Raw genomic sequence first — 25,847 nt, forward strand, 5'->3', positions numbered from 1 at the left:
ATTTAGGTCATCGTCCCTAAATGGCCCGGCGCACTGCGCTTACAGTCGCCCATACAGCAGGTTGCGCCACAGCAGCCCCACACCATTCAACCCTTTGGAGAGTCCCACCATGGTCAAAAAACTGCAGAAAACCAGCACCGACAACAAAAAGACCGGTGCCCATTTGTCCAGCGCCGTCAAGGATTCGGCCCAGCAAATCTGGCTGGCCGGCCTGGGCGCCTTTGCCAAGGCCCAGGAAGAAGGCGGCAAGGTGTTCGAAGCCCTGGTCAAGGAAGGCGTGAGCATCCAGCGCAAGACCCAGGCCACCGCCGAAGAAAAAATCACCGAGGCCACCAGCAAGATGACCACCATGGCCTCCGACATCACCAACAAGGCCTCCGGCCAGTGGGACAAATTGGAAAACATCTTTGAAGACCGCGTGGCCAAGGCCCTGGCCAAGCTGGGCGTGCCCTCGGCCAAGGACGTGGCGGCGCTGAGCGCCCGCGTCGACGAACTGGCCAAGGGCCTGAAAGCCAAGGCCCCCGCCAAGTCCGCGGCCGCCCCGGCCAAGCCGGCGGCCAAACCCGCAGCCAAGAAGGCGGCGCCCAAGCGCGCCAGCAAGCCCGCGGCAGCCGAAGCCAAGGAAGAAGTGAGCGCCCCGGCCACCCCCAAGGCCGCACCCAAGCGCGCCGCCAAGAAGAAGGCCGAAGAAGCCACCGCGGCCTGAGGCTGCGTGGCCCCGGGGGCCGCCACCCACCCCACAGGGCGCTTCGGCGCCCTTTTTCATGCCCGCTCCGGGTTGCGCCCGATGGGGACGGGCCGCGGAGTCGGGTACAGTCTTTGGAAACGAGGCAGACCACACCCATGGCGAAAAAAGCGCCACGCCGCACGGCAGAACGCATTCTGGAAGTCACGCTGGACCTGTTCAACCGGTTCGGCGAACCCAACGTGTCCACCACGCTGATCTCGGCCGAGCTGAGCATCAGCCCGGGCAACCTTTACTACCATTACCCGGCCAAGGACGAGCTGATCAACTCGCTGTTCGACCGCTACGAGCGCGGGCTGAACGAGCTGCTCAACGCCAGCGACGGTGTGCGCAACGTGGAGGACGCCTGGTTTTTCATGCACTCGCTGTTCGAGCTGATCTGGCAGTACCGTTTCCTTTACCGCGACCTGAACGACCTGCTGAGCAAGAACCGCCGGCTGGAAACCCATTTCCAATGGGTGCTGAAAAACAAGACCCGCGCCATCAAGACCATGCTGGACAGCATGAGCCGGGCTGGCGCGCTGAAGATCGACTCGCGCGAGCTGGAGCCCACCGCCACCTGCATGGTGGTGGTGCTGACCTACTGGCTGAGCTACGAGTACGTGCGCGACCCGCGCCGCGCGCTGGAGGCCGAAAGCGCCCAGGCCGCGCTGATGCGTGGCGCCCACCATGCGCTGAACCTGCTGATGCCCTACCTGGAGCCCGGCCAGCGCACCCATTTGCTGACCCTGGTGGGCGCCTACCAGCAGGCCGGCGGCTGACGCCCTTTCAAGGACCCTCCTGTGGCCCCCTGGACCCCCCTGCCCCAACTGGGCGAATTCCGCTTCGACGCGGCCAGTGTCAAACAACACTGGGAGCGCCTGCACCGGGGCGACGCCGAACCCTGCCCCAGCGACGCCGAGGTGCTGCAGGCCTGGGTGCTGTTCCACAACGGCGAGTTCCAGAAGGCCGCCACGCTGGGGCTGAAGCTGGGTCTGGCCGGTTTAACGGTGGCCAACAAGGCCACCTGCATCTACGCCAACTACCTGGAGCCACGCGAGAAACACAAGCTGGACCTGTTCATGGCGGTGGCGCAGCGCGCCGAAACCCTGGCCATGGAACAGCCCATGCTGGCCAACGCCTGGTACTGGCAGGCCTATGCGCTGGGCCGCTACAGCCAGGGCATCAGCGTGGCCAAGGCCTTGGCCCAGGGGCTGGGCAAACGCGTCAAGGAGTCGCTGGAAAAAACCATCGCGCTGGAACCGCGCCATGCCGATGCCCATGTCGCGCTGGGCACCTTCCATGCCGAGGTCATCGACAAGGTGGGCGTGCTGATCGGCGGCATCACCTACGGGGCCAAGAAGGAACTGGGCTTGACGCTGTTCCAGCAGGCGCTGGCGCTGAACCCCGACGCTCCGATCGCGCTGGTGGAGTACGCCAACGGCCTGGTGATGCTGGAGGGTGAACGCGAAATGGACCAGGCCACCGCGCTATACCAGCGGGCCGCCGCGGCCACACCCAAGGACGCCACCGAGCGGCTGGACGTGGAGCTGGCCAAGGCCGAACTGGCCGACTGAGCCGGCCTTTCGCGCAGCAGGCTCAGGCCTTCAGCCAGTCCTGCACCAGCCGCACCCACAGCGTGGCGCCGAGCGGAATCAGGTCGTCGTTGAAGTCGTAGCTGGGGTTGTGCAGCATGCAGGGCCCGCCGCCATGGCCCATCTCGCGGTGCAGGCCGTCGCCATTGCCAATGAACAGATAACAGCCCGGCTTTGCCTGCAGCATGTAGGCAAAGTCTTCCGCACCCATGGTGGGCTCCTGCGCCAGCACCTGCTCGGCCCCCACCATCGCCGCCATGACCTGGCGCACCCGCTCGGTCGGCCCGGCATGGTTGACGGTGGGCGGGTAGTTGCGCTGAAACTCGAAATCGCATTGCGCGCCAAAGGCCGCACAGGTGTGGTGGGCCAGGTCGCGCATGCGCTGCTCGATCATGTCCAGCAGTTCCACCGAGAAGGTGCGCACCGTGCCCTGCAGCTCGCAATGGTCGGGCACCACGTTGGTGGCCTCGCCGGCGTGGACCATGGTGACCGACACCACACCGGCCTCCACCGGTTTGGTGTTGCGGCTGATGATGGTCTGGAACGCCAGCACCAGCTGGCAGGCGATCGGCACCGGGTCGATGCCGTTGTGCGGCAAGGCCGCGTGGCTGCCCTTGCCGCGGATGGTGATCTTGAACTCGTTGCTCGACGCCATCACCGGCCCCGGGCTCAGTGCGAACTGGCCCACCGCCAGGCCGGGCCAGTTGTGCAAGCCGAACACCGCGTCCACCGGGAAGCGCTCAAACAGGCCGTCGCGCAGCATCTCACGCGCCCCGCCGCCGCCCTCCTCGGCCGGCTGAAAGATGAAGACCACGGTGCCGTCAAAGTCGCGCTGGCGGGCCAGGTGCTGGGCGGTGGCCAGCAAAATCGCCACATGGCCGTCGTGGCCACAGGCGTGCATCTTGCCCGGGTGGGTGCTGGCGTGTGGGAAGCGGTTGAACTCCTGGATGGGCAGCGCGTCCATGTCGGCACGCAGGCCAATCGCTCGGGGCGAAGTGCCGCAACGCAGCACCCCCACCACGCCAGTCTGGCCCAGGCCACGGTGCACCTCAATGCCCCAGCTGGTCAGCTTCTCGGCCACCAGGTCGGCGGTGCGGCGCTCCTCAAAACACAGCTCAGGGTGGGCGTGGATGTCGCGCCGCAGCGCGGCCATCGCGGCGGCTTCGCTGGCGATGGAGTCAATGACGTTCATGGACGGTGTTCCTCTGCCGGTGATGTTACTGCTCGCCGCCATAATCCGGCCACAAGCCCACCCACCATGCCCCGTTTTTCCACCCTGTTTCGCTGTTGTCTGTGGTCTCTGGCCCTGCTGCTGGGCGGTTGTGCCAGCAGCAGCCCGCTGGGCTATTACTGGCAGTCGGTCAGCGGCCATGTGAAGCTGATGCAGGCGGCCCGGCCCATCGACGACTGGTTGGCCGACCCGGCCACCAGCGAGGCCCTGAAAGCCCGGCTGCGGCTGGCGCAACGCATCCGGGCCTTTGCCTCGGCCGAATTGCAGCTGCCCGACAACCCCAGCTACCGTCGCTACGCCGACCTGAAACGCCCGGCCGCGGTGTGGAACGTGGTGGCCGCCCCAGCTTATTCATTGGTCCTGAGCACCTGGTGTTTCCCCGTCACCGGCTGTGTGGGTTACCGCGGCTATTTCGACCGCGCCGACGCACAGACCGCGGCCGACGCGCTGCAGGCCCAAGGTCTGGAGGTCAGTGTCTACGGCGTGCCGGCCTACTCCACGCTGGGCTGGCTCAACTGGGCCGGCGGCGACCCCTTGCTCAACACCTTCATCGCCCACACCGAGGGCGAGCTGGCCCGGCTGATCTTCCACGAGCTGGCCCACCAGGTGGTGTACGCCAGTGGCGACACCGCCTTCAACGAGTCCTTTGCCACCGCGGTCGAACGGCTGGGCGGGGCGCGCTGGCTGGCCAGCCACGCCAGCCCGGCGGCGCGCGCCGACTACGCCCGCTTCGACGCCCGGCGCCAGGCCTTCCGGGCCCTGACACGCGCCACCCGCGAGGCCTTGACCACGCTTTACCCCGACCCGCCGCGCGACGACTTGTCGGCCACCGAGCGGGCCGCGCTGGACCTGGAAAAGGCCGCGGCCATGGCAGAGTTCCGCACCCGCTACGCCGAACTCAAGGCCGGCTGGGACGGTTTTTCCGGCTACGACGCCTGGGTGGCCCAGGCCAACAACGCCGCCTTCGGCGCCCAGGCCGCCTACGACGACCTGGTGCCGGCCTTCGAGGCCTTGTTCGCGCAGCAGGGCCAGGACTGGCGGCGGTTTTATGATGCGGTCAAACAACTGGCAGCGCTGGACCGCGAGGCCAGGCGCGACGGTTTGCGGCAGGCCTTGCTGGCCGCACCCACCGCGCCCCGCTGACCCGCCGCCACACAACGAGGAGACCCCATGCCCGACATCCGCATCCAACGCGACCACGCCCTGGGCCTGGCCGAGGCCCGCAAGCTGGCCTTCCAGTGGGCCGAGCAGGCCGAAGAAAAATTCGACATGGCATGCACCTACGAAGAAGGTGACAGCAACGACGAGGTGACGTTCACCCGCAGCGGCGTCAACGGCACGCTGGTGGTCACCCCGGACCGTTTCGACATGGTGGTCAAGCTGGGGTTTCTGCTCGGCGCCTTCAAAGACCGCATCGAGAGCGAGATCGTCAACAACCTCGACACCTTGCTGGCCGAAAAAAGCGCCGCCAAGGCCGGCAAGCCGGCCGTGAAAGCGGCCACCAAAACCGCGGCCAAAACCACCACCAAAAAGAAGGCATGAGCGCGCCAGCCGGCCCGCTGGCCGGGCTGAAGGTGCTGGAGCTGGGCCAGCTGATCGCCGGGCCCTTTGCCGCCAAGACCCTGGCCGACTTCGGCGCCGAGGTGGTCAAGATCGAGCCCCCGCGCAGCGGCGACCCGCTGCGCCAGTGGCGGCTGGTGAAAGACGGCACCTCGGTCTGGTGGCAGGTGCAGTCACGCAACAAACGCTCGCTGGCGCTGGACCTGCGCCAGCCCGAGGCCCAGGCCATCGTGCGCCAGCTGGCGGCCGAGGCCGACGTGCTGATCGAGAACTTCCGCCCCGGCGCGATGGAGGGCTGGGGCCTGGGCCCCGACGCCCTGCTGGCGCTGAACCCGCGGCTGGTGATGCTGCGCATCAGCGGCTATGGCCAGACCGGCCCCTACCGCGACCGGCCCGGCTTTGCGCTGGTGGCCGAAGGCATGGGCGGGCTGCGCCACCTGACCGGCGAGCCCGGCCGCGCGCCGGTGCGCACCGGCGTCAGCATCGGCGACACATTGGCCAGCCTGCACGGCGTGATCGGCGTGCTGATGGCGCTGCAGGAGCGGCAACGCAGCGGCCAGGGCCAGGTGGTGGACGTGGCCTTGTACGAGGCGGTGTTCAACTGCATGGAAAGCCTGCTGCCAGAGTACAGCGCCTTTGGCGCGGTGCGCCAGCCGGCCGGCAGCGCGCTGCCCGGCATTGCCCCCAGCAATGCCTACCGCTGCGCCTGCGGCAGTTGGGCGTTGATTGCGGGCAACGGCGACAGCATCTTCAAGCGGCTGATGGCGGCGATTGGCCGGGACGACCTGGGCAATGACCCGGGTCTGGCCAGCAACGCCGGCCGCGTGGCACGGGTGACGGAGATCGATGCGGTCATTGGTGACTGGGCCGCGCAGCACCCGGTGCACACCGTGCTGGAGGTGCTGGCCGCTGCCGAAGTGCCTTCTGGCAAGGCCTACACCGTGGCCGACATCGCGGCCGACCCGCATTACGCGGCGCGCGGCATGCTGGCCCAGGTGCAACTGGACGACGGCAGCATGTTGACGGTGCCCGGGGTCATTCCCAAGCTGTCACGCACGCCCGGCAGCCACCGCCGCAACGCCCCGGCCCTGGGCCAGGACAGCGACGCGGTGCTGCGCGAAGTGGGTTTGTCGGATGAACAGATCGCCGCGCTGAAGGCGCGCGGCGTGGTGGGCTGAAGCTGACGGCTCACGCAGCCCAGCGAGCGTGGGGGCGGTTTTTCCGCCGGGCCGCGCCAAGGAAAAACATGGCCCCCTTGGGGCTGAGGGCTGCGGCTCCCTGCCTGCCTGCGCAGGCAGGGGCAGCCCGAAGGGCCACTGCCTCAGGCCGTGGCATGTCAAGCGACCACACGCAGTGAGGAAGCGTGGGGGCGATGTCCTTCAGCTCAGCGAGCCAATCAGATCGATGTACTGCTGCATCGCGTCGTTGCTGCTGGTGCCCTTGAGGTTGTTCCAGGCGTCCCACTTGGCGCGGCCCACCATGTCGGCAAAGCCGGGTTTTTTCTCGGTGTTGTCGCCAGTGCTGCCCTGTTTGTACAGCGCGTACAGCTTCAGCAGGGTGGCGTTGTCGGGACGCTCGGTCAGGTTCTTGGAGTTGGCAACGGCGGCTTCAAACGCGGCTTTCAGATCGGCCATGGGACGGGTCTCCTGGGTTGAAAAAGTAGTGGTGAACGTCTACGCGTTCGGGTAACTGCGCGGTATCTTACGGGCTCGCCCCCCTGCAGAATAGGGTCAGCGCCCCAAACCAAGACAAGCTGGAGACAAGCATGGTGACCCGTGTCGTGGCTGCAAAGACAGCCAAAGAAGTGAGCAACAAGGTCCGCACCGCCGTGGCCCCGGTGACCCAGCGGGTCACCCGCAATGCCATGGCCCAACGGGCCACGGCCGGCGCCCAGAAGGCCGCACGCAGCGTGCAGTCCAACGTCAGCAAGGCGGTCGGCGGCACGCTGGGCCTGACCGGCGAGCGCATGAGCAAGGTCGACACCGCCTGGCTGCGCATGGACACCGCCTCCAATTTGATGATGATCGTCGGCGTCTGGGTGCTCAAGCCCGGCGTCAGCCATGCCGACATCTCGGCCCGCGTCGAGGAGCGGCTGACCCAGTACCCACGCTTCCGCCAGCGGGTGGTGGAAGACGCCGCTGGCGCCACCTGGGTGGAAGACAAACGTTTCGACATCGCCCACCATGTGGTGGTGGAAAAGCTGCCCAAGTCGGCCAAGGGCCAACAGCAGGCCGCGCTGCAGGACCGGGTGGCCGCGCTGGCCATGAAGCCGCTGGATTCGCGCCGCCCGCTGTGGCAGTTTCATCTGGTCGAGGACTACGAGGGCGGTTCGGCGCTGATTGCCCGCATCCACCACTGCATCGCCGACGGCATTGCGCTGATCTCGGTGATGATGACCATGGTCGACGGTGGCAGCGCCCCGCCCGCGCGGCGTAAAAAAGACAGCGCGGCCGGTGCCGAAGACTGGATTGCCGACACGCTGATCAAGCCGTTCACCGGCATGACGGTCAAGGCCCTGGATGCCACCGGCACCAACCTGGCCCGCTCGCTGGAGATGCTGCGCGACCCGCAAAAAGGCATCGGCGGCTCGATCGAGTTGGCCAAGCTGGCCTACCAGGTGATCAGCGACGGCGCGGCGCTGGCGCTGATGCCAGACGACTCGCCCACCCGACTGAAAGGCAAGCCCGGCACCGCGAAAAAGGTGGCCTGGTGCCAGCCCATCCCGCTGGAAGAGGTGCGGGCGGTCAGCAAGGCGCTGAACTGCTCCATCAACGACGTGTTGCTGAGCTGTGTGGCCGGGGCCATCGGCGGCTATTTGCGTGGCCATGGCGACGAGGTGGCGGGCAAGGAAATCCGCGCCATGGTGCCGGTGAATTTGCGCCCACTCGACCAGGCCTGGAAGCTGGGCAACCGCTTTGGCCTGGTGCCGCTGGTGCTGCCCATCGGCATCGACAACCCCATCGAGCGGGTCTACGAGGTGCGCCGCCGCATGACCCAGCTCAAGGGCAGCATGCAGCCGCTGATGGCCTTCGGCCTGCTGGCGGTGGCCGGCCTGCTGATCAAACCGGCGCAGGACGCGATGCTGAATTTGTTCGGCAAGAAAACCACCGCGGTCATGACCAACGTGCCCGGCCCGCGCGAAAAGCTCAAGCTGTGTGGGTCTACGCTGGAACAAACCATGTTCTGGGTTCCGCAGTCCGGCGATGTGGGCCTGGGCGTGTCCATCCTCAGCTATGGCGGCGGTGTGCAGTTTGGTGTGATCACCGACAGCACGCTGTGCCCCGACCCCCAGGCCATCATCGACGAGTTCGAGCCCGAATTCGCCCGCATGGCCTGCGTGACGCTGATGCTGCCCTGGGGCAGCTGAGGCTCAGGCCAGCGAGGGCGAGGCGGCGAAACGGCGGGCGGCGATTTCCAGCAGCCCGTCAAACAGCAGGTTGTCCACCAGGTCCACCGGCACCGACATGTGCGGCGCCATCTTCCAGCCCGCGCCGCCGGTCATGATGCAGGCCGGCTCCATGCCGCACTGCGTCTTCAGGTGCTGGGCCATGCGGGCCACCGCACCGGCAATGGCATAAGTGCCGCCACTGGTCAGCGCGTCGCTGGTGTTGGTGGGAAAGTCGCGTACCTCGCCGGTGGGCACATGCAGTCCGGCGGTGCCGGACTCCAGGGCGCGCAGCATGATGCCGTGGCCGGGCAGGATCAGCCCGCCCAGGAACTTGCCCTGCGCGTCGATGGCCTCCACCGTCACCGCCGTGCCCACCATCACCACCACCAGCGGCCGGGCTGGGCCCTGCGAACGCATCCGGTGCCAGGCGCCAATCATTGCCACCCAGCGGTCCGAGCCCAGTCGGGCGGGGTGGTCGTAGCCGTTGCTCAAGCCGGCCTCGGCGCTGCTGGACACCACCCACTGGGGCACCACGTCCCACAGCTCCATCTGCTCCTGCACCCGTCGCTTGATGGCGTCGCCAGCCACCACACAGCCCAGCATGCGCTCGGGCGCTGGCAGGGTGCGCCAGGGGCCGTCGGCCAGCTTGTCGATGTTTTCCAGGAACTCCGCACCCTGGGCGAGCAGCCGCGCGCCGGCGTGCGGCGCCTCGTAGTGGGCCCATTTCAAACGGGTGTTGCCAACGTCTAGGGCCAGGAAAGTCATGGGTGGGTGGGCGGAAAAGGGTGGTCGCATTATGCGCAGCCTGGCCGGCTGGCGGGCTCATGGCTTTCCAGCAGGCCGGAGCGACTCAGTTTTGCCGCCAGGGCAGGCCGCGCAGCCGCCAGCCGCCGCGCTGGCCACGGTGGCCCTCGGCGTCGGGGTCACCCTCAAAGCCTTCGAGGATGTTGTAGGCCGTCAGCCCCAGCTCGGTGGCGCGACGGGCCGCGGCGATCGAACGCACGCCGCTGCGGCACAACAGCAGCAGCGGCAGGCCGTTGCCGGCCGCTGCCCGCACTTGGGCATCAAAGTCGCTGCTGAGCGCCATGCCCGGCCACTGTTTCCAGGCCGCGGCCAGCGCGCCCGGCACAAAACCCACCCACTCGCGTTCGGCGTCGGTGCGCACATCCAGCAGCACCGCCTGGCCGGCCTGCACCCAGGCCCAGGCCAGCGTGGGCGAGACGTCGCCGGCATAACCGGTGGCGGGGTGAACGGTGTCTTCGGCGGCGGCGGGGGGCGGAGGGGTGGTCATGGCAGGGGGCAGGGTCAAAACCGCCATGGTAAGCCGGCGGGGGTGGGATGATGGCCCTGCGCCTTGTCGCTTGTTGCGGCGCTGGAGAACACCATGACCCATGCCCCCCTCCCCGCCAGCCCCACCTCGGCCCTGTTGGCGGCCTGGCGCCCGCCCGTCGGCCCGGGCAAGCCCTGCCCGCTGGAGCGCTTCGACCCCTCGGCCAAGCCCTATGGCAGCGGCGACAAAGCCGCCGACAAGGCCAAGGTGACGGCGCTGGCCGAGGAGTTGAACCAGCTGCAGGAGGTGTTTTTTGCCGACAAGCGCTTCAAGATGCTGGTGGTGCTGCAGGGCATGGACGCCAGCGGCAAGGACGGCACGGTGCGCGACGTGTTCAGCCGCACCAGCCCGCTGGGCGTGCACACCGTGGGCTGGAAAGCCCCCACCGAGGAAGAGAAGGCCCACGACTTTCTGTGGCGCATCCACCGCCAGATGCCGGGGGCGGGCGAGGTCATGGTGTTCAACCGCAGCCACTACGAAGACCTGCTGGTGCCCGGCGTCAACGGCTGGATCACGCCGGCGCAAGCGGTACAGCGCCAGGGCCACATCAACGACTTCGAGCGCCTGCTCACCGACAGCGGCACGGTGGTGCTGAAGTTCATGCTGCACATCAGCGCCGACGAGCAGCGCCAGCGGCTGCAGGAGCGCATCGACGACCCCAGCAAACACTGGAAGTTTGCGCTGGGTGACCTGGCGGTGCGCAAGCAGTGGGCCGCCTACCAGCAGGCCTACGCCGAGCTGCTGGGCGCCACCAGCACCGCCTGGGCGCCCTGGACCATCGTGCCGGCCAACTCCAAAACCCACCGCAACCTGATGGTGGCCACCGTGGTGCGCGACACGCTGCAGGGCCTGGGCCTGCGCTACCCGCCGGGCGACCCGGCCCTGAAGGGCCTGAAGGTGACCTGAGCGGTCAGGCCGGGCTCACTTCACCCGGCCGGTCTGGCCCCGCCGGGCCCGGTACTCGCCCGGCTGGGCTCCGGTCCATTTCTTGAACGCGCGGTGAAAGGCGCTGGGCTCCTGAAAACCCAGCAGGCCTGCAATCTCGGCGATGGCCAGCTGGCTGTTGCACAGGTGGTGGATGGCGGCGTCGCGTCGCAGCTGGTCTTTGATGCCCTGGTAGCTGGTGCCTTCGGATTCGAGACGGCGGCGCAAGGTGGTGGGCGCCACATGGAAGCGGCGCGCCATGTCGTCCAGCACCGGCCATTCGGTGCCCACCGCGCCCCGGAGCTGGCGCCGCAGCCGCGCGGTCCAGCTGTCCTGGTTCTTGTATTTGAGAAACACCGACTGCGGCGCCTGGCGCAAAAAGGCCTTCACCGTCTGCGTGTTCTGCACCACCGTCGCCTCCAACAGCTTGGCGTCAAAGGTCATCGCCGTGTGGTCGGCATCGAAACGCAGGGCCTGGGCAAACATCACCGCATGCTCGCCGGCATGGGCCGGCCGTGGGTGGGCAAAGGCCACCTCGGCCAGCGGAATGCGCTGACCCACCAGCCAGCACATCAGGCCGTGCACCATGATCAGAAAGGTTTCGTCGGCGAACAGCCGGGCCGGTGCCTGGGCGATGCGGTTGCGCACCACCACGGTGGCCAGCCCGTCGGCCACCCGCAGTTCGGCGTCGATGTCGTCCAGGAACAGCGCAAAGCCGCGCAGGCAGCGCCTGAGCGCACCGTCCAGCCGTTCGCCGCCCAGCAGGGCCTGGCACAGCAGCGCGAAGCTGCCCACCTTCATGCGCCGGCTGTCCAGACCAAAAAACTCGTCGTCGCCCTCGCGGGCCACCGCCAGCCACAGCGCCGAGAACGACTGCGCCGGCACCCGGGCGTTGGCCAGCGCCAGCAGCTCCTGCGGGATGCCGGCGGCCAGCAGCGCGCGCTCCCGCGCCGACGCCGGCAGCCTGGCCACCGCCGCGTTGACAAAGTACATCGCCACCGTGTCTTTTTGCATCGCACCCCGAAAACGCCGCCCGCGCTCAACCGCCGCAGGCCAGTCTGGATCGTACAGCCCGCCCGGGGGGGTTCAGCCGGCCGGGTGGGGTATGCGCAGACCGAAGGTCGAGCCCTGGCGCGGCGCCGATTGCACCGAGACCTCGATCTTCAACACCTCGGCCATGCGCTGGACGATGGACAGCCCCAGGCCCAGGCCAGACCACTCGGCCCCATGGTCGGTTCGGATCTGGTGGAACTCCTCGAACACCCGGGCCTGCTGGTCTTGCGGAATGCCGCGACCGGTGTCGGCCACCGACAGCAACACCCCCTGCCCGTCCTCGCTGAGGCGCAGCGTCACCGAGCCGCTGTCGGTGTACTTCAGCGCGTTGTGGGTCAGGTTGCGCAGCATTCGGGTCAACAGCCGGGCGTCGGTGTGGGCCGTGACATCGGGCGGGCAGTCGAGCCGCAACGCCAGGCCCTTGGCTTCGGCCTGGACGGCGATTTCCCTGGCGTGCTGCTGCAGCAGGCCCGACACATTCACCGGCGCCAGCTGGGCCTGCACCGTGGCGGTGTCGAGCCGGCAGGCGTCGATCAGGCTCTCCAGCTGCGACGACAGCTCCACCGCTGCGCTGTTCAGCACGCCGAAAATGCGGCGCCCGTTCTCATCGGTGGGCCGCAGGCTCAGCGTGGCGGCCATCGCATTGACCACCGCCAGCGGCTGGCGCAAATCGTGGCTGGCGGCCGACAGAAAGCGGGCCTTGGTGCGGCCGGACTCCTCGGCCGCGGCCAGCGCCGCACTGAGCTGCTGGTTCAGCTGGCGCTCGCGCAGCCGCAGGCTCCAGGCATGGACCACCGAGCGGTTGACGTCCTGGGCCAGCGCCAGCAGCACCATGCCGTAGGCCACCACCAGCAGCGAGATGACACCGGCCACCCGGCTCGACTCGGGGCTTTCCACCCCCAGCGCCCAGCCCAGTTGGTGGCTCAGCGGCCACATCACCGCCAAGCCCACCAGCAGCGGGCCGCTGTAGGCCAGAAAGGCCCATCGGTCACCGGCCATGGTGCCCACCGCCCCGCTGCACAGGCCAAGCAACACCACGGTGAAAAACGCCCGCTCCACCTCCGACAGCAGCGGGAAGGCCAGCACGCTGCAGGCACACAGGCTGGCACTGGCCAGATTGACCCCCACCAGCACCCGCATCTTCTGGCGCGCGCTGAGGTCGGTCCGGCCGGGCAGGCGCTTGAGCAGCCGAAAACGGAAGGCCATCAGCAAGGCCTCGGCGACCAGCCAGACCGCGGGAATCCAGGGTGGCATCTTTTGCGCGGCCATGGCCGCCAGCGCCATCATGCAAAGGAACACCGGCAGCGGCACGCGCCGCGTCTGCTGCGTCACCAGCATCAGAACTTCGTGCTGGACGCCTTCGGCATCGGGGCGCAGGAACAGGGGTTGGGCGGGAGCGGTCACGGGCAGATCAGGCCTCCAAACAGTGGCCAGAGTATCCGATGGGTGTCCTTCGTCAAGCTGTCACCCGGGGCGCCGCCGCCGGGGTGGCAAAAAACGCCACCCCGGTTGCTTGCTTTGGCCATCGCGCAGAGCGAGGAAGACGCGTAAAGTACGTCGACCGGTATGCCGCGCCCGGTGTGGTTATGCTGCACCGCCGCAAAAAACCGACCCCCCTGCGCACCCATGGAGACCCCCTCATGACCGATCTGTCCGCCGATTTCAAGGCCCTGGCCAACTACCGCCCGACGCACAAGGTGCGCTTCGTCACCGCGGCCAGCCTGTTCGATGGCCACGACGCCGCCATCAACATCATGCGCCGCATCCTGCAAGGCATGGGCGCCGAAGTCATCCACCTGGGCCACAACCGCAGCGTCGACGAGGTGGTGACCACCGCCTTGCAGGAAGACGCCCAAGGCATTGCCATCAGCTCCTACCAGGGCGGCCATGTGGAGTACTTCAAGTACATGGTGGATTTGCTGAAGAGCCGCGGCGGCGAACACATCCAGGTCTTTGGCGGCGGCGGCGGCGTGATCGTGCCGCCGGAGATCCGCGAGCTGCATGCCTATGGCGTGTCCCGCATCTTCAGCCCGGAAGACGGCCAGCGCATGGGCCTGCAAGGCATGATCGGCGAGATGGTGATGCGGTGCGACAAAGACCTCACCGGCTTTGCCCCGAAAACCCTGGACGCCATCCAGGGCCATGGCGAGATGAACTGGCGGGCCCTGGCCCAGCTGATCACCGCACTGGAAAACGAGAAGGCCGACGAACAGCTCACCGCCGCCATCCGCCAGGCTGCGGCCGGCACCAAGGTGCCGGTGCTGGGCATCACCGGCACCGGTGGCGCCGGCAAGTCCAGCCTGACCGACGAGCTGATCCGCCGCATCCGGCTTGACCAGAATGACAGCCTGCGGGTGGCGGTGATCTCCATCGACCCCAGCCGCCGCAAGAGCGGTGGCGCTTTGCTGGGCGACCGCATCCGCATGAACGCCATCAACCCCTGGCAGCAGGGCCAGCGCGTCTTCATGCGCTCGCTGGCCACACGCGACTTCGGCTCCGAAATTTCGGCTGCCCTGCCGGATGTGATCGCCGCCTGCAAGGTGGCCGGCTTCGATCTGGTGGTGGTGGAGACCTCGGGCATCGGCCAGGGCGACGCCGCCATCGTGCCGCATGTGGACGTGCCCATGTACGTGATGACGCCCGAGTTCGGCGCCGCCAGCCAGCTCGAGAAAATCGACATGCTGGACTTCGCCGAGTTCATCGCCATCAACAAATTCGACCGCAAGGGCTCACTCGACGCCTTGCGAGATGTGTCCAAGCAGGTGCAGCGCAACAAAGAGGCCTGGACCACGCCGGCCGACCAGATGCCGGTGTTTGGCACCATGGCCGCCCGCTTCAACGACGACGGCGTGACCGCGCTCTACCAGGCACTGAAGGTGCGGCTGGCCGCGCTGGGCCTGCCGGTGGTCGACGGCCGCCTGCCCCAGGTGAGCGTGCGCCACAGCACCAACCAGACCCCGGTGGTGCCGGCGGCCCGCACCCGCTACCTGGCCGAGATCAGCGACACGGTGCGCGGCTACAAAAAGCGCGCACTGGCCCAGGCCCGCCTGGCCCGCGAAATCCAGCAACTGCGTGCCGCGTCCGCCATGCTGGCCGAGGGCAAGCCCGGCAAGCCGCGCGCCTCCGAGGCCGCGCTCGACCTGGCCAGCCAGCGCGAAGAGCTGCAGGACAAGGCCGCCGCCAAGCTGCTGGCCCAGTGGCCCGACATGCAAAAGGCCTATGCCGGCGATGAGTACGTGGTGAAGATCCGCGACAAGGAAATCCGCACCGCCATCACCACCAAGTCGCTCTCCGGTACCACCATCCGCAAGGTGAGCCTGCCCACCTACGAGGACCATGGCGAAATTCTCAAGTGGCTGATGCTGGACAACGTGCCCGGCAGCTATCCGTACACCGCCGGCACCTTTGCCTTCAAGCGCGAGGGCGAAGACCCGACCCGGATGTTCGCCGGTGAAGGCGACGCCTTCCGCACCAACCGCCGCTTCAAGCTGGTGTCCGAAGGCATGCCGGCGCACCGGTTGTCGACCGCCTTCGACTCGGTCACGCTGTACGGCAACGACCCCGACCCGCGGCCCGACATCTACGGCAAGGTGGGCAACTCCGGCGTCAGCATTGCCACGCTGGACGACATGAAGGTGTTGTATTCCGGCTTCGACCTGTGCAACCCGACCACCTCGGTGTCCATGACCATCAACGGCCCGGCGCCCAGCATCCTGGCGATGTTCATGAACACCGCGATGGACCAGCAGCTGGAGAAGTTCCGCGCCGACAACGGCCGCGAGCCCACCGACACCGAAGCCGCCAAGATCCGCGAATGGGCCAAGGCCAATGTGCGCGGCACGGTGCAGGCCGACATCCTGAAGGAAGATCAGGGCCAGAACACCTGCATCTTCTCCACCGAGTTCAGCCTCAAGGTGATGGGTGACATCGCCCAGTACTTTGTGCACCACAACGTGCGCAATTTCTACTCGGTGTCGATCTCCGGTTACCACATCGCCGAGGCCGGCGCCAACCCGATTTCGCAGCTCGCGTTCACGCTGTCGAACGGCTTCACGTTTGTGGAAGCCTACCTCGCGCGTGGCATGCACATCGACGATTTCGCGCCCAACCTGAGCTTCTTCTTCAGCAACGGCATGGACCCGGAATACACGGTGATGGGCCGGGTGGCGCGCCGCATCTGGGCGGTGGCGATGAAGGAAAAATACGGCGCCAACGAGCGCAGCCAGAAGCTGAAATACCACATCCAGACCTCGGGCCGCAGCCTGCACGCGCAGGAGATCCAGTTCAACGACATCCGCACCACGCTGCAGGCGCTGATCGCGATCTACGACAACTGCAACTCGCTGCACACCAATGCGTTTGACGAGGCCATCACCACGCCGACCGAAGACTCGGTGCGCCGGGCCATGGCCATCCAGCTCATCATCAACCGCGAATGGGGTCTGGCCAAGAACGAGAACCCCAGCCAGGGCGCCTTCATCATCGAGGAGTTGACCCAGCTGGTGGAAGAGGCCGTGCTGACCGAGTTCGAGCGCATCGCCGAACGTGGCGGCGTGCTGGGCGCGATGGAAACCGGCTACCAGCGTGGCCGCATCCAGGACGAGTCCATGCACTACGAGATGCTCAAGCACACCGGCGAGCTGCCCATCATCGGCGTCAACACCTTCCGCAACCCGCATGGCGACCAGGTGCAGGACAAGCTGGAACTGGCCCGCTCGACCGACGAGGAAAAGCAAAGCCAGCTCAAGCGCCTGCACGAGTTCCATGCGCAACACGCCAACGAGGCGCCGGCCATGCTGCAGCGCCTGCAGCAGGCCGTGATCGACAACGGCAATGTGTTCGAGGTGCTGATGGACGCGGTGCGCGTGTGCTCGCTGGGCCAGATCACCAACGCCTTGTTCGAGGTCGGAGGCCAGTACCGCCGCAACATGTGAGCACGGCGTCGACCGACGCATGCCCCCCGCTGCGCCCCTTCCAGCAATGCAAGGGGCGCAGCCCCTTCCAAAACCAGAATCACGAGACAAGCCCATGACCGACGCCATCACCGCCTTCGCCCGCGCCCGCCAGTTCCTGCTCGACCACCGCACCGATTACGACGCGGCCTACGCCGGCTTCGAATGGCCGCAGCTCGACCACTTCAACTGGGCGCTGGACCATTTCGACGCCATGGCCCAGGGCAATGACGCGCCGGCGCTGTGGATCGTCGAGGAAGACGGCCGCGAGGAAAAGCTCAGCTACGCGCAGATGTCCGCCCGCTCCAACCAGGTCGCCAACTGGCTGCGTGGCCTGGGTGTGGCCCGTGGCGACCGCGTGCTGCTGATGCTGGGTAACCAGCGCGAGCTGTGGGAGACCATGCTGGCCGCCTTCAAGCTGGGCGCGGTGGTCATCCCCGCCACCACGCTGCTGGTGCACGACGACCTGGTCGATCGTTTCGAGCGCGGCGGCGTCAAGCATGTGGTGGTGGGCGCCGAGCATGTGCCCAAGTTCGCCGCCATTGAAGGCGCCTACACCCGCATCGTGGTGGGCGCGCCGGCCGAGGGCTGGCAGGCCTTCACCGCGGCCTACGCCGCGCCGGCCCGCTTCACGCCGGACGGCCCCACCAAGGCCACCGACCCGCTGCTGCTGTATTTCACCTCGGGCACCACCTCCAAACCCAAGCTGGTGCTGCACAGCCACCAGAGCTACCCCGCTGGCCACCTGTCCACCATGTACTGGATCGGCCTGCAGCCCGGTGACATCCACCTCAACATCTCGTCGCCCGGCTGGGCCAAACACGCCTGGAGCTGCTTCTTCGCGCCCTGGAACGCGGGCGCCTGCATCTTCATCTTCAACTACGCCCGCTTCAAGGCCGAGGCCTTGCTGGCGACGCTGGAAAAATACGGCGTGACGGTGATGTGTGCGCCGCCCACCGTCTGGCGGCTGCTGATCCAGGCCGACCTCAAGCCCTGGAAGGTGCAGCTGCGCGAACTGATTGGCGCCGGCGAGCCGCTGAACCCCGAGGTGATTGACCAGGTGAAAGCCGCCTGGGGCATCACCATCCGCGACGGCTTTGGCCAGACCGAAACCACCTGCCAGATCGGCAACCCGCCCGGCCAACTCGTGGTGGCCGGCAGCATGGGCCGGCCCATGCCGGGCTACAAGGTGGCCTTGCTCAACACCGAAGACCAGCCGGCCGACGAGGGCGAGGTCTGCCTGGACCTGTCGGCCAAGCCGCTGGGCCTGATGCTGGGCTATGCCGGCGACCCCGACAAAACCGCCGAGGTCATGCGTGGCGGCTTTTACCGCACCGGCGACGTGGCCCAACGCGGCGCCGACGGCTACATCACCTACGTCGGCCGGGCCGACGACGTGTTCAAGGCCTCCGACTACCGCATCAGCCCCTTTGAGCTGGAGTCGGTGCTGATCGAGCACCCGGCGGTGGCCGAGGCCGCGGTCGTGCCCAGCCCCGACCCGTTGCGCCTGGCCGTTCCCAAGGCCTTTGTGGTGCTGGCCGCCGGCCATGCCCCCAGCGCCGAGGTGGCACGCGACATCCTGGCCTTTTGCCGCGACAAACTGGCGCCCTACAAACGCATCCGCCGCATCGAGTTCGCCGAGCTGCCCAAAACCATCTCGGGCAAGATCCGCCGGGTCGACCTGCGCAAGGCCGAGGCCGCCCAGCGCGCCGCCGGCACCAAGGGCGCGCAGGAGTTCTTCGAAGACGAACTGGCCTGAGCCGGTCAGCCCCGCACTGAACAGGAAAGCCAGGCCCGGCAAAGGCCTGGCTTGTGGTCGCCTGCCCGGCCGGCTTACATTTGCTTGCAAGGCCGACCGGCCGTGCACCCAGATTTACCCGCCCGCCGTACGCCAATGGCCAGGCCAAACGTTGTTTTTGCATGACCACCTTGTTTTCCCTCCCGTCCCCGCTGCGCTGGACCCTGGCGCTGTCGGCCGCCCTCAGCCTGGCCCCCGCCTGGGCCCAGACCGACCCCAACCTCGACCCACCGGGCCGGGTCGGTCGGGTCGACCTGGTCGAGGGCAGCATGAGTGTGGCGCCACAGGGCAGCACCGCCTGGGTGGGTGTGCTGCCGAACCGGCCACTGACCACCGGCGACCGGCTCTGGACCGCGGAGCGCACCCGGGCCGAGGTGCACCTGGGCGCCCACGCGGCCCGGGTCGGCAGCGCCACCGACGTGAAGCTGCTGGTGCTGGACGACGAGGTCACCCATGTGCAGCTGACCCAGGGCACGCTGAGCCTGCGGGTGCGCCAGCTGTTCGACGGCCAGAGCGTGCAGATCGACACCCCCAACCTGGGATTCAGCGTGGGCCAGCCCGGCGAGTACCGGATTGATGTGGACCCGCTGCGCAACGCCACCCGCATCGCCGTGGCCTCGGGCAGCGGCGTGGCCTATGGTGAGGGCGGCCAGTCCGTGCCACTGGGCCAGCGGCAGCAGCTGACCTTTGGCGGTACCGCGCTGGCCCTGCTGGCCTCGCAGGAAGTGGCGCAGCGCGACGGCTTCGACACCTGGGCCGCCGACCGCGACCGCGCCGAAGACCAGTCCACCAGCGCCCGCTATGTGTCGCGCGAGGTGGTGGGCTACCAGCAGCTCGACCAGTACGGCGACTGGTCCAGCGACGCCACGCTGGGCCCGGTCTGGTACCCGCGCGCGGTGGCGGTCGACTGGGCGCCCTACCGCGCCGGTCATTGGGAATTCATCGTGCCCTGGGGCTGGACCTGGGTGGACGATGCACCCTGGGGCTTTGCGCCCTTCCACTATGGCCGCTGGGCCTATGTGGGTGCCCGCTGGGCCTGGGTGCCCGGGCCGCTGACGCCGCGCCCGGTGTACGCGCCGGCGCTGGTCGTGTTTGTCGGCGGCAGCTTCGGCGCCACCGCCCGGCAGCCCGGTGTGGCCTGGTTCCCGCTGGCCCCGGGCGAGGCCTGGCGGCCCGCCTACCGCACCAGCCCGCGCTACATCAGCCGTGCCAACCCGGGCGCCTACAGCAGCCAGTTCGACGAGCGCCGCGGCTACCGCCACCAGCAAATGCCACGGGCGGTCACTGCGGTCAGCGCCGACAACTTCAGCCAGGGCCGGCCGGTGCAGCACGAGCCCTACCGGGTGCGCAACGACGAGTTCCGGCGCGCCCCGGTGCAGGCCGCCCCGAATGTGGCACCCGACCCGCGCACCCCCTTCCTGGGGCTGCGCGCGGCCCCCGCCCAGGCCCTGCCACCGGCCAGCCTGAGCCAGCAGGACGCGCTGGCCCGGCGCGCCGCCGCCGAGCGGGCGGCCCATGCCAACGACGGTCGTAACGAGGGCTGGCGCCAGCGCGGCCAGGACGACGGCCGCTTTCAACGTGGCAACGCCGTCGGCACCCAGCCCGACTTCGGGCGGGGCCCCGCCCCCGGCCCATCGCCGGGCGTGCAGTCTCTGCCCGCCCAGCAGTTCCCGGTCCCGGCCGGGCAAGCCCCCCCTTCCCGCCAGGCGCCCACGGTGTTGTCCACCGAGCTGCCGTCGGGCCGGGTGGTGGTCAACCCCACAGTGAGGGTGCCGCCGGTGGTCGACCTGCGCGACAACCGCGAGGCCGAGCGCCAGCAACGCATGCAACAGCAACAGCAGCGCGAGCAGGAGATGCGGGCGCAACAGGACCAGCGCGCCCAACAAGAGCAGCGGGCGCAACAGGCACAGCGCGCCCAGGCCGAAGCGCAAGCCCGGAGCCAGGCCGAGGCCCAGGCCAGAAGCCAGGCAGAAGCGCAACAGCGGGCCCAGATGGAAGCCCAGGCCCGCGCCAATGCACAGGCCCAACAAGCCCAGGCGCAGGCCGCTGCCGAAGCCCAGGCGCGCGCCCAGGCCCAGCAACGGGCGGCACCGCCGGCCGACGCCGGCCGGCCGCTGCGGCCCGGCTCACCGATGCGCCAGCCCAACGAGGCCAAGGACGGCCGGGGCGGTGGCAATAACAACGACGACGACGGCCGGCGGGGCCGCTGGCAAGGCCAGCCGCGCTGAGCGGCTGACGGAACGGGGGTTTACAGCCCGTCGGCGTCGGTCGACAAGGCCTCGCCCAGGTGGTGGGGCTCGACCCGCTCGCCCTGGGCGTTGGGGATGGCCGCCACCGTGACCAGCGGGGGCGTGGCCGTCACGCTGCCGAACAGCATCGCAAAGGCGGCGTCGGCGGCGTCACGGCCGGTGGCGATGCGCACAAAACCCATGGGAATGGCGGTGCCCGAGGGGTCGAACATCCACCAGCCATGGCCCAGGTAGACCTCCACATAGGCATGGAAATCGGTCGGGCCCAGGGCCGGATCGGCGCCGTAGTCGATGCCGGTGGTGAAGCGGGCCGGGATGTTGACCGCCCGACACAGCGCCACCATCAGGTGGGCAAAGTCGCGGCACACCCCCACCCGGTCGACCAGCGTGTCCAGCGCCGAGGTGTTGCCGGTGGTGGTGTTGGACTGGAAACGCACATGGCGGTGCACCCAGTCGCAAATCGCCTGCACCCGGCCGTAGCCCTGCCACAAGCCGCCGAACTCGGCCACCGCAAAGCGGTGCAAGCGGTCGGACGGGCAGTAGCGGCTGGGCAGCAAAAAGGGCAGCACCTCGGGCGGCAGCCTGGCCACCGGCACCTCGGCCAGCGCGTCGTGCGGCACCCGCTGGTGGTGCAGATCGACCACCGCGGTGTGGCGCACCGTCAGCGGCCCCGGCGGGGCCTGCAAACGCATCATGCGGGTGGCGGTGATGGGGTCGGTGTGGCTGGTCACCGGCAGCTGCGGCCAGATGTCCAGGGCCTCACTCACCACCTGCTGCTGGCGGGTGTGGGCGGCCTGCAGGCTGAAAATGAAGTCAGCGCCTGGCGTTGCCACCTGGTAGGCCAGCTGGATGGAAAACTCAAGTCTGACCATGAATGCTTTCTGCGTTGTGGCGCCAGCGGCCAAGGTCAGGGAAACCGGGGTGGCGCGGCGCGCCACCCGCATCTCAGCGCGGGTTGACCGCCAGCAGCTCGACCTCGAACTGCAGCGTGGCATTGGGCGGGATCACCCCGCCGCCGGCGCCGCGCGGGCCGTAGGCAATGGCCGAGGGGCAGGTCAGCTTGGCCTTGCCGCCGACCTTCATCATCTGCACGCCCTCGGTCCAGCAGGGGATCACGCCGCTGAGTGGGAAATCGATGGGTGCGTTGCGCGAATAAGAGCTGTCGAACTCTTTGCCGTCGGTGAAAGTGCCGCGGTAATGCACCCGCACCCGGTCAATGGCCCGGGGGCTGGCGCCGCTGCCGTCTTTGATCGAACGAAACACCAGGCCGGTGGGCGTGACCACCGCGCCCGCCTCCTTGGCCGCCGCGGCCAGGGCGGCGTCAGGCTGGGCTTGGGCCAGGGCCGACAGGGTGAGGGAGGCGGTGCACAGGGCCACAGCGGCCAGACGAAGCGAGAAGGTCACGGACGAACTCCAACAAAGAAGGGGGACGAAGCGGCCATTGTGGCAGCGCCAGGCGCCGCCGTCTGTGGGCCGGCCCACGCATCGCCCCTGGCTGGCGCGGCCGGGCCGATGCGGGCATGCTGTGGCCTGGTGAATTTTTGAAAGTGCACAGCGATGACAGCGTTTGATCTGGACCTGGTGGTGGTGGGTGGCGGCAGCGGCGGGGTGCGGGCGGCCCGCATGGCGGCCCAGCATGGCGCCCGGGTGGCGCTGGTGGAGGCCGGCGCGCTGGGCGGCACCTGTGTCAACGTGGGCTGCATCCCAAAAAAGCTTTACAGCTACGCCGCCCACTTTGCCGAGGCTTTTGAAGAGTCGCATGGCTTTGGCTGGGAAGGCCCGCCCCCCACGCTGAACTGGGAAGCCCTCAAGGCCAACCGGGCGCGCGAAATCACCCGGCTCAACGGGGTTTACCGCCAGCTGCTGTTGGGCGCCGGTGTGCAACTGGTCACCGGCCATGGCGAATTGCTGGATGGCCACCGGGTGGCGGTGAATGGCCAGACCTTGTCCGCCGCCCATGTGCTGCTGGCCACCGGCGGCACACCCACCGTGCCGCCGGTGCCGGGCGCAGCGCTGGCCGTCACCTCCGACGCGGTGTTTGACCTGGCCCCCTTCCCGCGCCGGCTGGTGGTGGTGGGTGGCGGCTACATCGCCTGCGAGTTCGCCTCCATCTTCCACGGCCTGGGCGCCGAGGTCACGCAGGTCCACCGCGGCGTGCTGCCCTTGACCGGTTTTGACGAGGAGGTGCGGGCCTTTGTCACCGAGGAGATGCGCAAAGCCGGTGTGCGGCAGCGGCTGGGCCGCCAGGTGGCCTCACTCGAACAGGCGCCCGACGTCATCCGGGTGACGCTGGACGATGGCAGCACGGTGATGGCCGACCATGTGCTCTACGCCACCGGCCGCGTGCCCCACACCCAGGGCCTGGGGCTGGAAGCGGCTGGCGTGGCGGTGGACGGGCGCGGCGCCATCGTCGTCAACGACCGGTACCAGACCAGCCTGCCGTCGGTGTACGCGCTGGGCGACGTGACGGCCCGGGTCCAGCTGACGCCGGTGGCGCTGGGCGAGGCCATGGTGGTGGTCGACCAGCTGTTCGGCCCGGCGCCGGGCAAGGCGGCGCGCCAGATGGGCTACGAGCTGATTCCCACGGCGGTGTTCACCCACCCCAACATCGGCACCGTGGGCCTGACCGAAGAACAAGCCAGGGCCCGCTTTGGCCAGATCGCGGTGTTCCGCACCGACTTCAAGCCACTCAAACACACGCTGTCGGGCAGCACCGAGCGAACACTGATGAAGCTGGTGGTGGACAGTGCCAGCGACCGGGTGGTGGGCCTGCACATGGTGGGCGCCGAGGCCGGTGAAATCGTCCAGGGTTTTGCAGTGGCGATGAAGGCCGGCGCCACCAAGGCGGTGTTTGACAGCACCATCGGCATCCACCCCACGGCGGCCGAGGAGTTTGTGACGCTGCGCGAGCCCAGCCGCTGACGGACCGGCCCAGGCCGCGTTTGGTGGTCCAATGGGGCCATGGAACCGCATGACATCGAGGCCAAACTCGTCGATCTGGAGATCAAGGCCAGCTACACCGAGGATTTGGTGGACCAGCTCAACCAGGTCGTGATCCGGCAACAGCAACAGATTGACGCGCTCATCGCCGAGATCGTCCGTCTGCGCGAACTCAACCACGCACAGCCTGGCGGCCTGCACCCATCGGGCCCTCCGCCCGACGAAAAACCGCCGCACTACTGAGCCGCATGCGCCTCGGGCAGCGCGAACACCAGCAGCGCATCACCGGCCTTGTAGCCGAACAGCTGGTTGCCGCCGGCGGCCACCGCGATGTACTGCCGCCCTTTGATCTCGTAGGTGATGGCCGGCGCGTTGACGCCGGCCTCGGCCTGGGTGGTCCACAGCGGCTGGCCGGTGCCGGCGTCCAGCGCGCTGAAGCGGCCGTTGCCCTCGCCGGCAAACACCAGGCCGCCGGCGGTGGACAACACGCCGCCGATCATGGGCTCCGGCGTGGGGTGTTGCCAGGCCAGCTTGCCGGTGGCCAGGTCGATGGCCGTGACATTGCCCGAACGCGGGCTGTCCACCGGCTCCAGCGACGAGTAGCGCACCGCCGGCTTGCCGTCCTTGGCCGGGATTTCGCCCACCTTGTAGCGCACCGGCCAGTCAATGGCCGCGAGGTAGGCGCGCTGGGCGCCGGGGTCCACCGCCGCCGGCGACCAGTTGACACCGCCGGTCACGCCGGGCTGGATCAGCACCCCCTCGGGTGTGGCGCGGGCAAAGGTGTTGCTGCGCGGCACAAAGCTCTCGCTCTTCAGAAGCAACTCACCGGTGGCCCGGTCGTGCACAAAGAAATAGCCGATCTTGCTGGCCTGGCCCACGGCGGCAATGGCCTTGCCGTTCTTCATGTAATCGAACAGCATGGGCGGGCTGGCCACGTCGTAGCCCCAGCGGTCGTGGGGCACCTGCTGGTAATGCCAGCGGATCTTTCCGGTGGCCACGTCCAGCGCCACCAGCGACACGGTGTAGAGGTTGTCGCCGGGGCGCGAGATGTCGTCCATCTGCGGCGAGGGGTTGCCGGTGCCGAAGTACAGCAGGCCCCGTTGCGGGTCGATGGCCGGCGTGCTCCAGGCCGAGCCGCCGCCGAACTTGGCCGCGTCGGGGTATTGGGCCAGCGTGGCTTTTTCGCGGGCGATGTCGCGGTGCAGGGGCTCGCCGTCGGGCGTGGTGGTGCGGAACTGGCCTTCCCAGCCGGTTGGGGCGATGGTGTCGAACTGCCAGACCCGTTTTCCGGTGGCTGCGTCGAAAGCGGCCAGAAAACCTGGCCGGCCAAAATTGCCCGACACGCCCACCACCGCGCCCAGCGGCGCGCCCTCGCGCGGCTCGTCCAGGTGCAGGCCGTAGCCCACGCCGGTGATGCCCACAATCACCTTGCCCTGGTAGACCACCGGCGCCATCGAGATGCCCACGCCGGTGGTGCCGGTCTGCACGCTGGCGCGGCCGGTCAAGGCCGAGCCCTTCAACAGATCGGCCTGCTCGGACGGCGGCGCGGCCTGGTCTTCGGCAATGGCGATGTCCCACAACACCCGGCCGGTTTTCGCGTCCAACGCGATCAGCCGCGCATCGACCGTGCCCACATAGACCTTGCCGTCGGCCACCGCCACACCGCGGTTGGCCGGGCCACAGCACAGCGGGTAGCCTTTGCGGCGCGGGTGCTCGTAACGCCACAGCGGCTGGCCCGTCACGGCGTCCAGCGCGGCCACGCTGCTGAAGGGCAGCGACAAATACATCACGCCGCCGGTGACGATGGGCGTGGCCTGGAAAGTGGCCTTGACGCCGCTGTGGTACGCCCAGGCCTTCTGCAGCTGGCCCACGTTGCCGCGGTGGATTTGGGCCAGTGGCGAATGGCGCTGGTTGCTCAGGTCGCGGCCGTAGCTGGGCCAGGCGCTGTCCTGGGCGAATGCGGTGGCGGCCAGACCGGCCAGCAGGCCGGTGGCAAGGCGCAAAAATCGCATGGCAAAGTCTCCGGGGTTTGGGTGCGCTGCAAACCAACTATAGACCGCCCCGCCTAGGTTTTTGACGCCAACGCGCCACCCGGCCGGGCCA

General features: G+C 68.3%; 22 protein-coding genes. 13 read left to right on the forward strand and 9 right to left on the reverse strand.

All coding sequences use genetic code 11. The annotated features are described in order from the left end of the window. The first annotated feature begins 109 nt into the window (after positions 1-109). The 3 genes from AC4BAR_RS14205 to AC4BAR_RS14215 all read left to right on the forward strand — a co-directional run bounded on the left by AC4BAR_RS14205 (position 110) and on the right by AC4BAR_RS14215 (position 2,301). Positions 110-706 (forward strand): phasin family protein, encoded by a 597-nt coding sequence (locus AC4BAR_RS14205; RefSeq protein ID WP_490628539.1) that lies wholly within the window; start codon positions 110-112, stop codon positions 704-706. A 137-nt stretch (positions 707-843) separates the two neighbouring features. Further along, on the forward strand, positions 844-1,506 hold the full coding sequence (locus AC4BAR_RS14210; protein WP_490628540.1) for a TetR/AcrR family transcriptional regulator: 663 nt from the start codon (positions 844-846) through the stop codon (positions 1,504-1,506). A 21-nt stretch (positions 1,507-1,527) separates the two neighbouring features. Continuing rightward, positions 1,528-2,301, forward strand: a complete 774-nt coding sequence (locus tag AC4BAR_RS14215) for a hypothetical protein (protein ID WP_490628541.1) — start codon at positions 1,528-1,530, stop codon at positions 2,299-2,301. Between the two features lie 22 nt (positions 2,302-2,323). Here AC4BAR_RS14215 and AC4BAR_RS14220 read toward each other — a convergent pair whose 3' ends face one another. Then, complete coding sequence (locus tag AC4BAR_RS14220; RefSeq protein ID WP_490628542.1) at positions 2,324-3,511, reverse strand: M20 aminoacylase family protein; 1,188 nt, start codon at positions 3,509-3,511, stop codon at positions 2,324-2,326. A 66-nt stretch (positions 3,512-3,577) separates the two neighbouring features. On the opposite strand from AC4BAR_RS14220, the gene AC4BAR_RS14225 reads away from it, so the two are divergent. Genes AC4BAR_RS14225 through AC4BAR_RS14235 form a run of 3 tightly spaced genes read left to right on the forward strand, consistent with a single transcriptional unit; the run spans position 3,578 to position 6,288 of the window. Further along, on the forward strand, positions 3,578-4,693 hold the full coding sequence (locus AC4BAR_RS14225; RefSeq protein WP_490628543.1) for an aminopeptidase: 1,116 nt from the start codon (positions 3,578-3,580) through the stop codon (positions 4,691-4,693). Positions 4,694-4,720: 27 nt separating this feature from the next. Next, positions 4,721-5,092 carry a polyhydroxyalkanoic acid system family protein gene (locus AC4BAR_RS14230; protein ID WP_490628544.1) on the forward strand — a complete coding sequence of 124 codons (372 nt, stop codon included), beginning with the start codon at positions 4,721-4,723 and terminating at the stop codon, positions 5,090-5,092. Next, positions 5,089-6,288 carry a CaiB/BaiF CoA transferase family protein gene (locus tag AC4BAR_RS14235; protein ID WP_490628545.1) on the forward strand — a complete coding sequence of 400 codons (1,200 nt, stop codon included), beginning with the start codon at positions 5,089-5,091 and terminating at the stop codon, positions 6,286-6,288. The genes AC4BAR_RS14230 and AC4BAR_RS14235 overlap by 4 nt, the downstream gene beginning before the upstream one ends. 201 nt (positions 6,289-6,489) lie before the next feature. Here the strand turns inward: AC4BAR_RS14235 and AC4BAR_RS14240 are convergent, their stop codons facing one another. Beyond that, entirely contained in the window at positions 6,490-6,744 is a 255-nt protein-coding gene (locus AC4BAR_RS14240; protein WP_490628546.1) for an acyl-CoA-binding protein, read from the reverse strand. A gap of 131 nt (positions 6,745-6,875) precedes the next feature. Here AC4BAR_RS14240 and AC4BAR_RS14245 point away from each other — a divergent pair, with 131 nt between their 5' ends. Then, entirely contained in the window at positions 6,876-8,477 is a 1,602-nt protein-coding gene (locus AC4BAR_RS14245) for a wax ester/triacylglycerol synthase family O-acyltransferase (protein ID WP_490628547.1), read from the forward strand. A gap of 3 nt (positions 8,478-8,480) precedes the next feature. Here AC4BAR_RS14245 and AC4BAR_RS14250 read toward each other — a convergent pair whose 3' ends face one another. Beyond that, positions 8,481-9,263, reverse strand: a complete 783-nt coding sequence (locus AC4BAR_RS14250; protein ID WP_490628548.1) for a type III pantothenate kinase — start codon at positions 9,261-9,263, stop codon at positions 8,481-8,483. An 85-nt stretch (positions 9,264-9,348) separates the two neighbouring features. After that, positions 9,349-9,789 carry a rhodanese-like domain-containing protein gene (locus AC4BAR_RS14255; protein ID WP_490628549.1) on the reverse strand — a complete coding sequence of 147 codons (441 nt, stop codon included), beginning with the start codon at positions 9,787-9,789 and terminating at the stop codon, positions 9,349-9,351. 93 nt (positions 9,790-9,882) lie between these two features. Here AC4BAR_RS14255 and AC4BAR_RS14260 point away from each other — a divergent pair, with 93 nt between their 5' ends. After that, positions 9,883-10,734 carry a PPK2 family polyphosphate kinase gene (locus AC4BAR_RS14260; RefSeq protein WP_490628550.1) on the forward strand — a complete coding sequence of 284 codons (852 nt, stop codon included), beginning with the start codon at positions 9,883-9,885 and terminating at the stop codon, positions 10,732-10,734. Between the two features lie 15 nt (positions 10,735-10,749). Here the strand turns inward: AC4BAR_RS14260 and AC4BAR_RS14265 are convergent, their stop codons facing one another. Together AC4BAR_RS14265 and AC4BAR_RS14270 are read right to left on the reverse strand one after the other, a co-directional pair. Continuing rightward, positions 10,750-11,766, reverse strand: coding sequence for an AraC family transcriptional regulator (locus AC4BAR_RS14265; RefSeq protein ID WP_490628551.1), 1,017 nt, complete (start codon positions 11,764-11,766; stop codon positions 10,750-10,752). Between the two features lie 72 nt (positions 11,767-11,838). Next, on the reverse strand, positions 11,839-13,209 hold the full coding sequence (locus AC4BAR_RS14270) for a sensor histidine kinase (protein WP_490628552.1): 1,371 nt from the start codon (positions 13,207-13,209) through the stop codon (positions 11,839-11,841). Between the two features lie 236 nt (positions 13,210-13,445). Here AC4BAR_RS14270 and icmF point away from each other — a divergent pair, with 236 nt between their 5' ends. From icmF to AC4BAR_RS14285, 3 genes are all read left to right on the forward strand, one after another. After that, on the forward strand, positions 13,446-16,739 hold the full coding sequence (icmF, locus tag AC4BAR_RS14275; RefSeq protein ID WP_490628553.1) for a fused isobutyryl-CoA mutase/GTPase IcmF: 3,294 nt from the start codon (positions 13,446-13,448) through the stop codon (positions 16,737-16,739). 94 nt (positions 16,740-16,833) lie between these two features. Further along, positions 16,834-18,516 carry an AMP-binding protein gene (locus tag AC4BAR_RS14280; RefSeq protein ID WP_490628554.1) on the forward strand — a complete coding sequence of 561 codons (1,683 nt, stop codon included), beginning with the start codon at positions 16,834-16,836 and terminating at the stop codon, positions 18,514-18,516. 161 nt (positions 18,517-18,677) lie between these two features. Then, complete coding sequence (locus tag AC4BAR_RS14285) at positions 18,678-20,783, forward strand: DUF6600 domain-containing protein (RefSeq protein ID WP_490628555.1); 2,106 nt, start codon at positions 18,678-18,680, stop codon at positions 20,781-20,783. A gap of 20 nt (positions 20,784-20,803) precedes the next feature. Here AC4BAR_RS14285 and AC4BAR_RS14290 read toward each other — a convergent pair whose 3' ends face one another. Next, positions 20,804-21,676 (reverse strand): transglutaminase-like domain-containing protein, encoded by an 873-nt coding sequence (locus tag AC4BAR_RS14290; RefSeq protein WP_490628556.1) that lies wholly within the window; start codon positions 21,674-21,676, stop codon positions 20,804-20,806. A 73-nt stretch (positions 21,677-21,749) separates the two neighbouring features. Continuing rightward, positions 21,750-22,145: an FKBP-type peptidyl-prolyl cis-trans isomerase gene (locus AC4BAR_RS14295; RefSeq protein ID WP_490628659.1), complete on the reverse strand. Its 396-nt coding sequence runs from the start codon at positions 22,143-22,145 to the stop codon at positions 21,750-21,752. Between the two features lie 216 nt (positions 22,146-22,361). Here AC4BAR_RS14295 and gorA point away from each other — a divergent pair, with 216 nt between their 5' ends. After that, entirely contained in the window at positions 22,362-23,726 is a 1,365-nt protein-coding gene (gene gorA / locus AC4BAR_RS14300) for a glutathione-disulfide reductase (RefSeq protein WP_490628557.1), read from the forward strand. Between the two features lie 39 nt (positions 23,727-23,765). Beyond that, the gene (locus AC4BAR_RS14305; RefSeq protein WP_490628558.1) at positions 23,766-23,987 is read left to right on the forward strand and encodes a SlyX family protein; all 222 of its coding nucleotides are present in this window, start codon (positions 23,766-23,768) and stop codon (positions 23,985-23,987) included. Here AC4BAR_RS14305 and AC4BAR_RS14310 read toward each other — a convergent pair. Further along, complete coding sequence (locus AC4BAR_RS14310; protein ID WP_490628559.1) at positions 23,981-25,756, reverse strand: pyrroloquinoline quinone-dependent dehydrogenase; 1,776 nt, start codon at positions 25,754-25,756, stop codon at positions 23,981-23,983. The two genes, AC4BAR_RS14305 and AC4BAR_RS14310, sit on opposite strands and share 7 nt — an antisense overlap. Positions 25,757-25,847: the final 91 nt, after the last annotated feature.

This window comes from Rhodoferax sp. SPJ4, assembly GCF_058216275.1.

What these genes read in the sequence shown, in the direction of transcription:
- AC4BAR_RS14205 (WP_490628539.1), top strand. Translation starts at nt 110, where the DNA reads ATGGTCAAAAAACTGCAGAAAACCAGCACCGACAACAAAAAGACCGGT.
- AC4BAR_RS14210 (WP_490628540.1), top strand. Translation starts at nt 844, where the DNA reads ATGGCGAAAAAAGCGCCACGCCGCACGGCAGAACGCATTCTGGAAGTC.
- AC4BAR_RS14220 (WP_490628542.1), bottom strand. Translation starts at nt 3,511, where the DNA reads ATGAACGTCATTGACTCCATCGCCAGCGAAGCCGCCGCGATGGCCGCG.
- AC4BAR_RS14225 (WP_490628543.1), top strand. Translation starts at nt 3,578, where the DNA reads ATGCCCCGTTTTTCCACCCTGTTTCGCTGTTGTCTGTGGTCTCTGGCC.
- AC4BAR_RS14230 (WP_490628544.1), top strand. Translation starts at nt 4,721, where the DNA reads ATGCCCGACATCCGCATCCAACGCGACCACGCCCTGGGCCTGGCCGAG.
- AC4BAR_RS14235 (WP_490628545.1), top strand. Translation starts at nt 5,089, where the DNA reads ATGAGCGCGCCAGCCGGCCCGCTGGCCGGGCTGAAGGTGCTGGAGCTG.
- AC4BAR_RS14240 (WP_490628546.1), bottom strand. Translation starts at nt 6,744, where the DNA reads ATGGCCGATCTGAAAGCCGCGTTTGAAGCCGCCGTTGCCAACTCCAAG.
- AC4BAR_RS14245 (WP_490628547.1), top strand. Translation starts at nt 6,876, where the DNA reads ATGGTGACCCGTGTCGTGGCTGCAAAGACAGCCAAAGAAGTGAGCAAC.
- AC4BAR_RS14250 (WP_490628548.1), bottom strand. Translation starts at nt 9,263, where the DNA reads ATGACTTTCCTGGCCCTAGACGTTGGCAACACCCGTTTGAAATGGGCC.
- AC4BAR_RS14255 (WP_490628549.1), bottom strand. Translation starts at nt 9,789, where the DNA reads ATGACCACCCCTCCGCCCCCCGCCGCCGCCGAAGACACCGTTCACCCC.
- AC4BAR_RS14260 (WP_490628550.1), top strand. Translation starts at nt 9,883, where the DNA reads ATGACCCATGCCCCCCTCCCCGCCAGCCCCACCTCGGCCCTGTTGGCG.
- AC4BAR_RS14265 (WP_490628551.1), bottom strand. Translation starts at nt 11,766, where the DNA reads ATGCAAAAAGACACGGTGGCGATGTACTTTGTCAACGCGGCGGTGGCC.
- icmF (WP_490628553.1), top strand. Translation starts at nt 13,446, where the DNA reads ATGACCGATCTGTCCGCCGATTTCAAGGCCCTGGCCAACTACCGCCCG.
- AC4BAR_RS14280 (WP_490628554.1), top strand. Translation starts at nt 16,834, where the DNA reads ATGACCGACGCCATCACCGCCTTCGCCCGCGCCCGCCAGTTCCTGCTC.
- AC4BAR_RS14285 (WP_490628555.1), top strand. Translation starts at nt 18,678, where the DNA reads ATGACCACCTTGTTTTCCCTCCCGTCCCCGCTGCGCTGGACCCTGGCG.
- AC4BAR_RS14290 (WP_490628556.1), bottom strand. Translation starts at nt 21,676, where the DNA reads ATGGTCAGACTTGAGTTTTCCATCCAGCTGGCCTACCAGGTGGCAACG.
- gorA (WP_490628557.1), top strand. Translation starts at nt 22,362, where the DNA reads ATGACAGCGTTTGATCTGGACCTGGTGGTGGTGGGTGGCGGCAGCGGC.
- AC4BAR_RS14305 (WP_490628558.1), top strand. Translation starts at nt 23,766, where the DNA reads ATGGAACCGCATGACATCGAGGCCAAACTCGTCGATCTGGAGATCAAG.
- AC4BAR_RS14310 (WP_490628559.1), bottom strand. Translation starts at nt 25,756, where the DNA reads ATGCGATTTTTGCGCCTTGCCACCGGCCTGCTGGCCGGTCTGGCCGCC.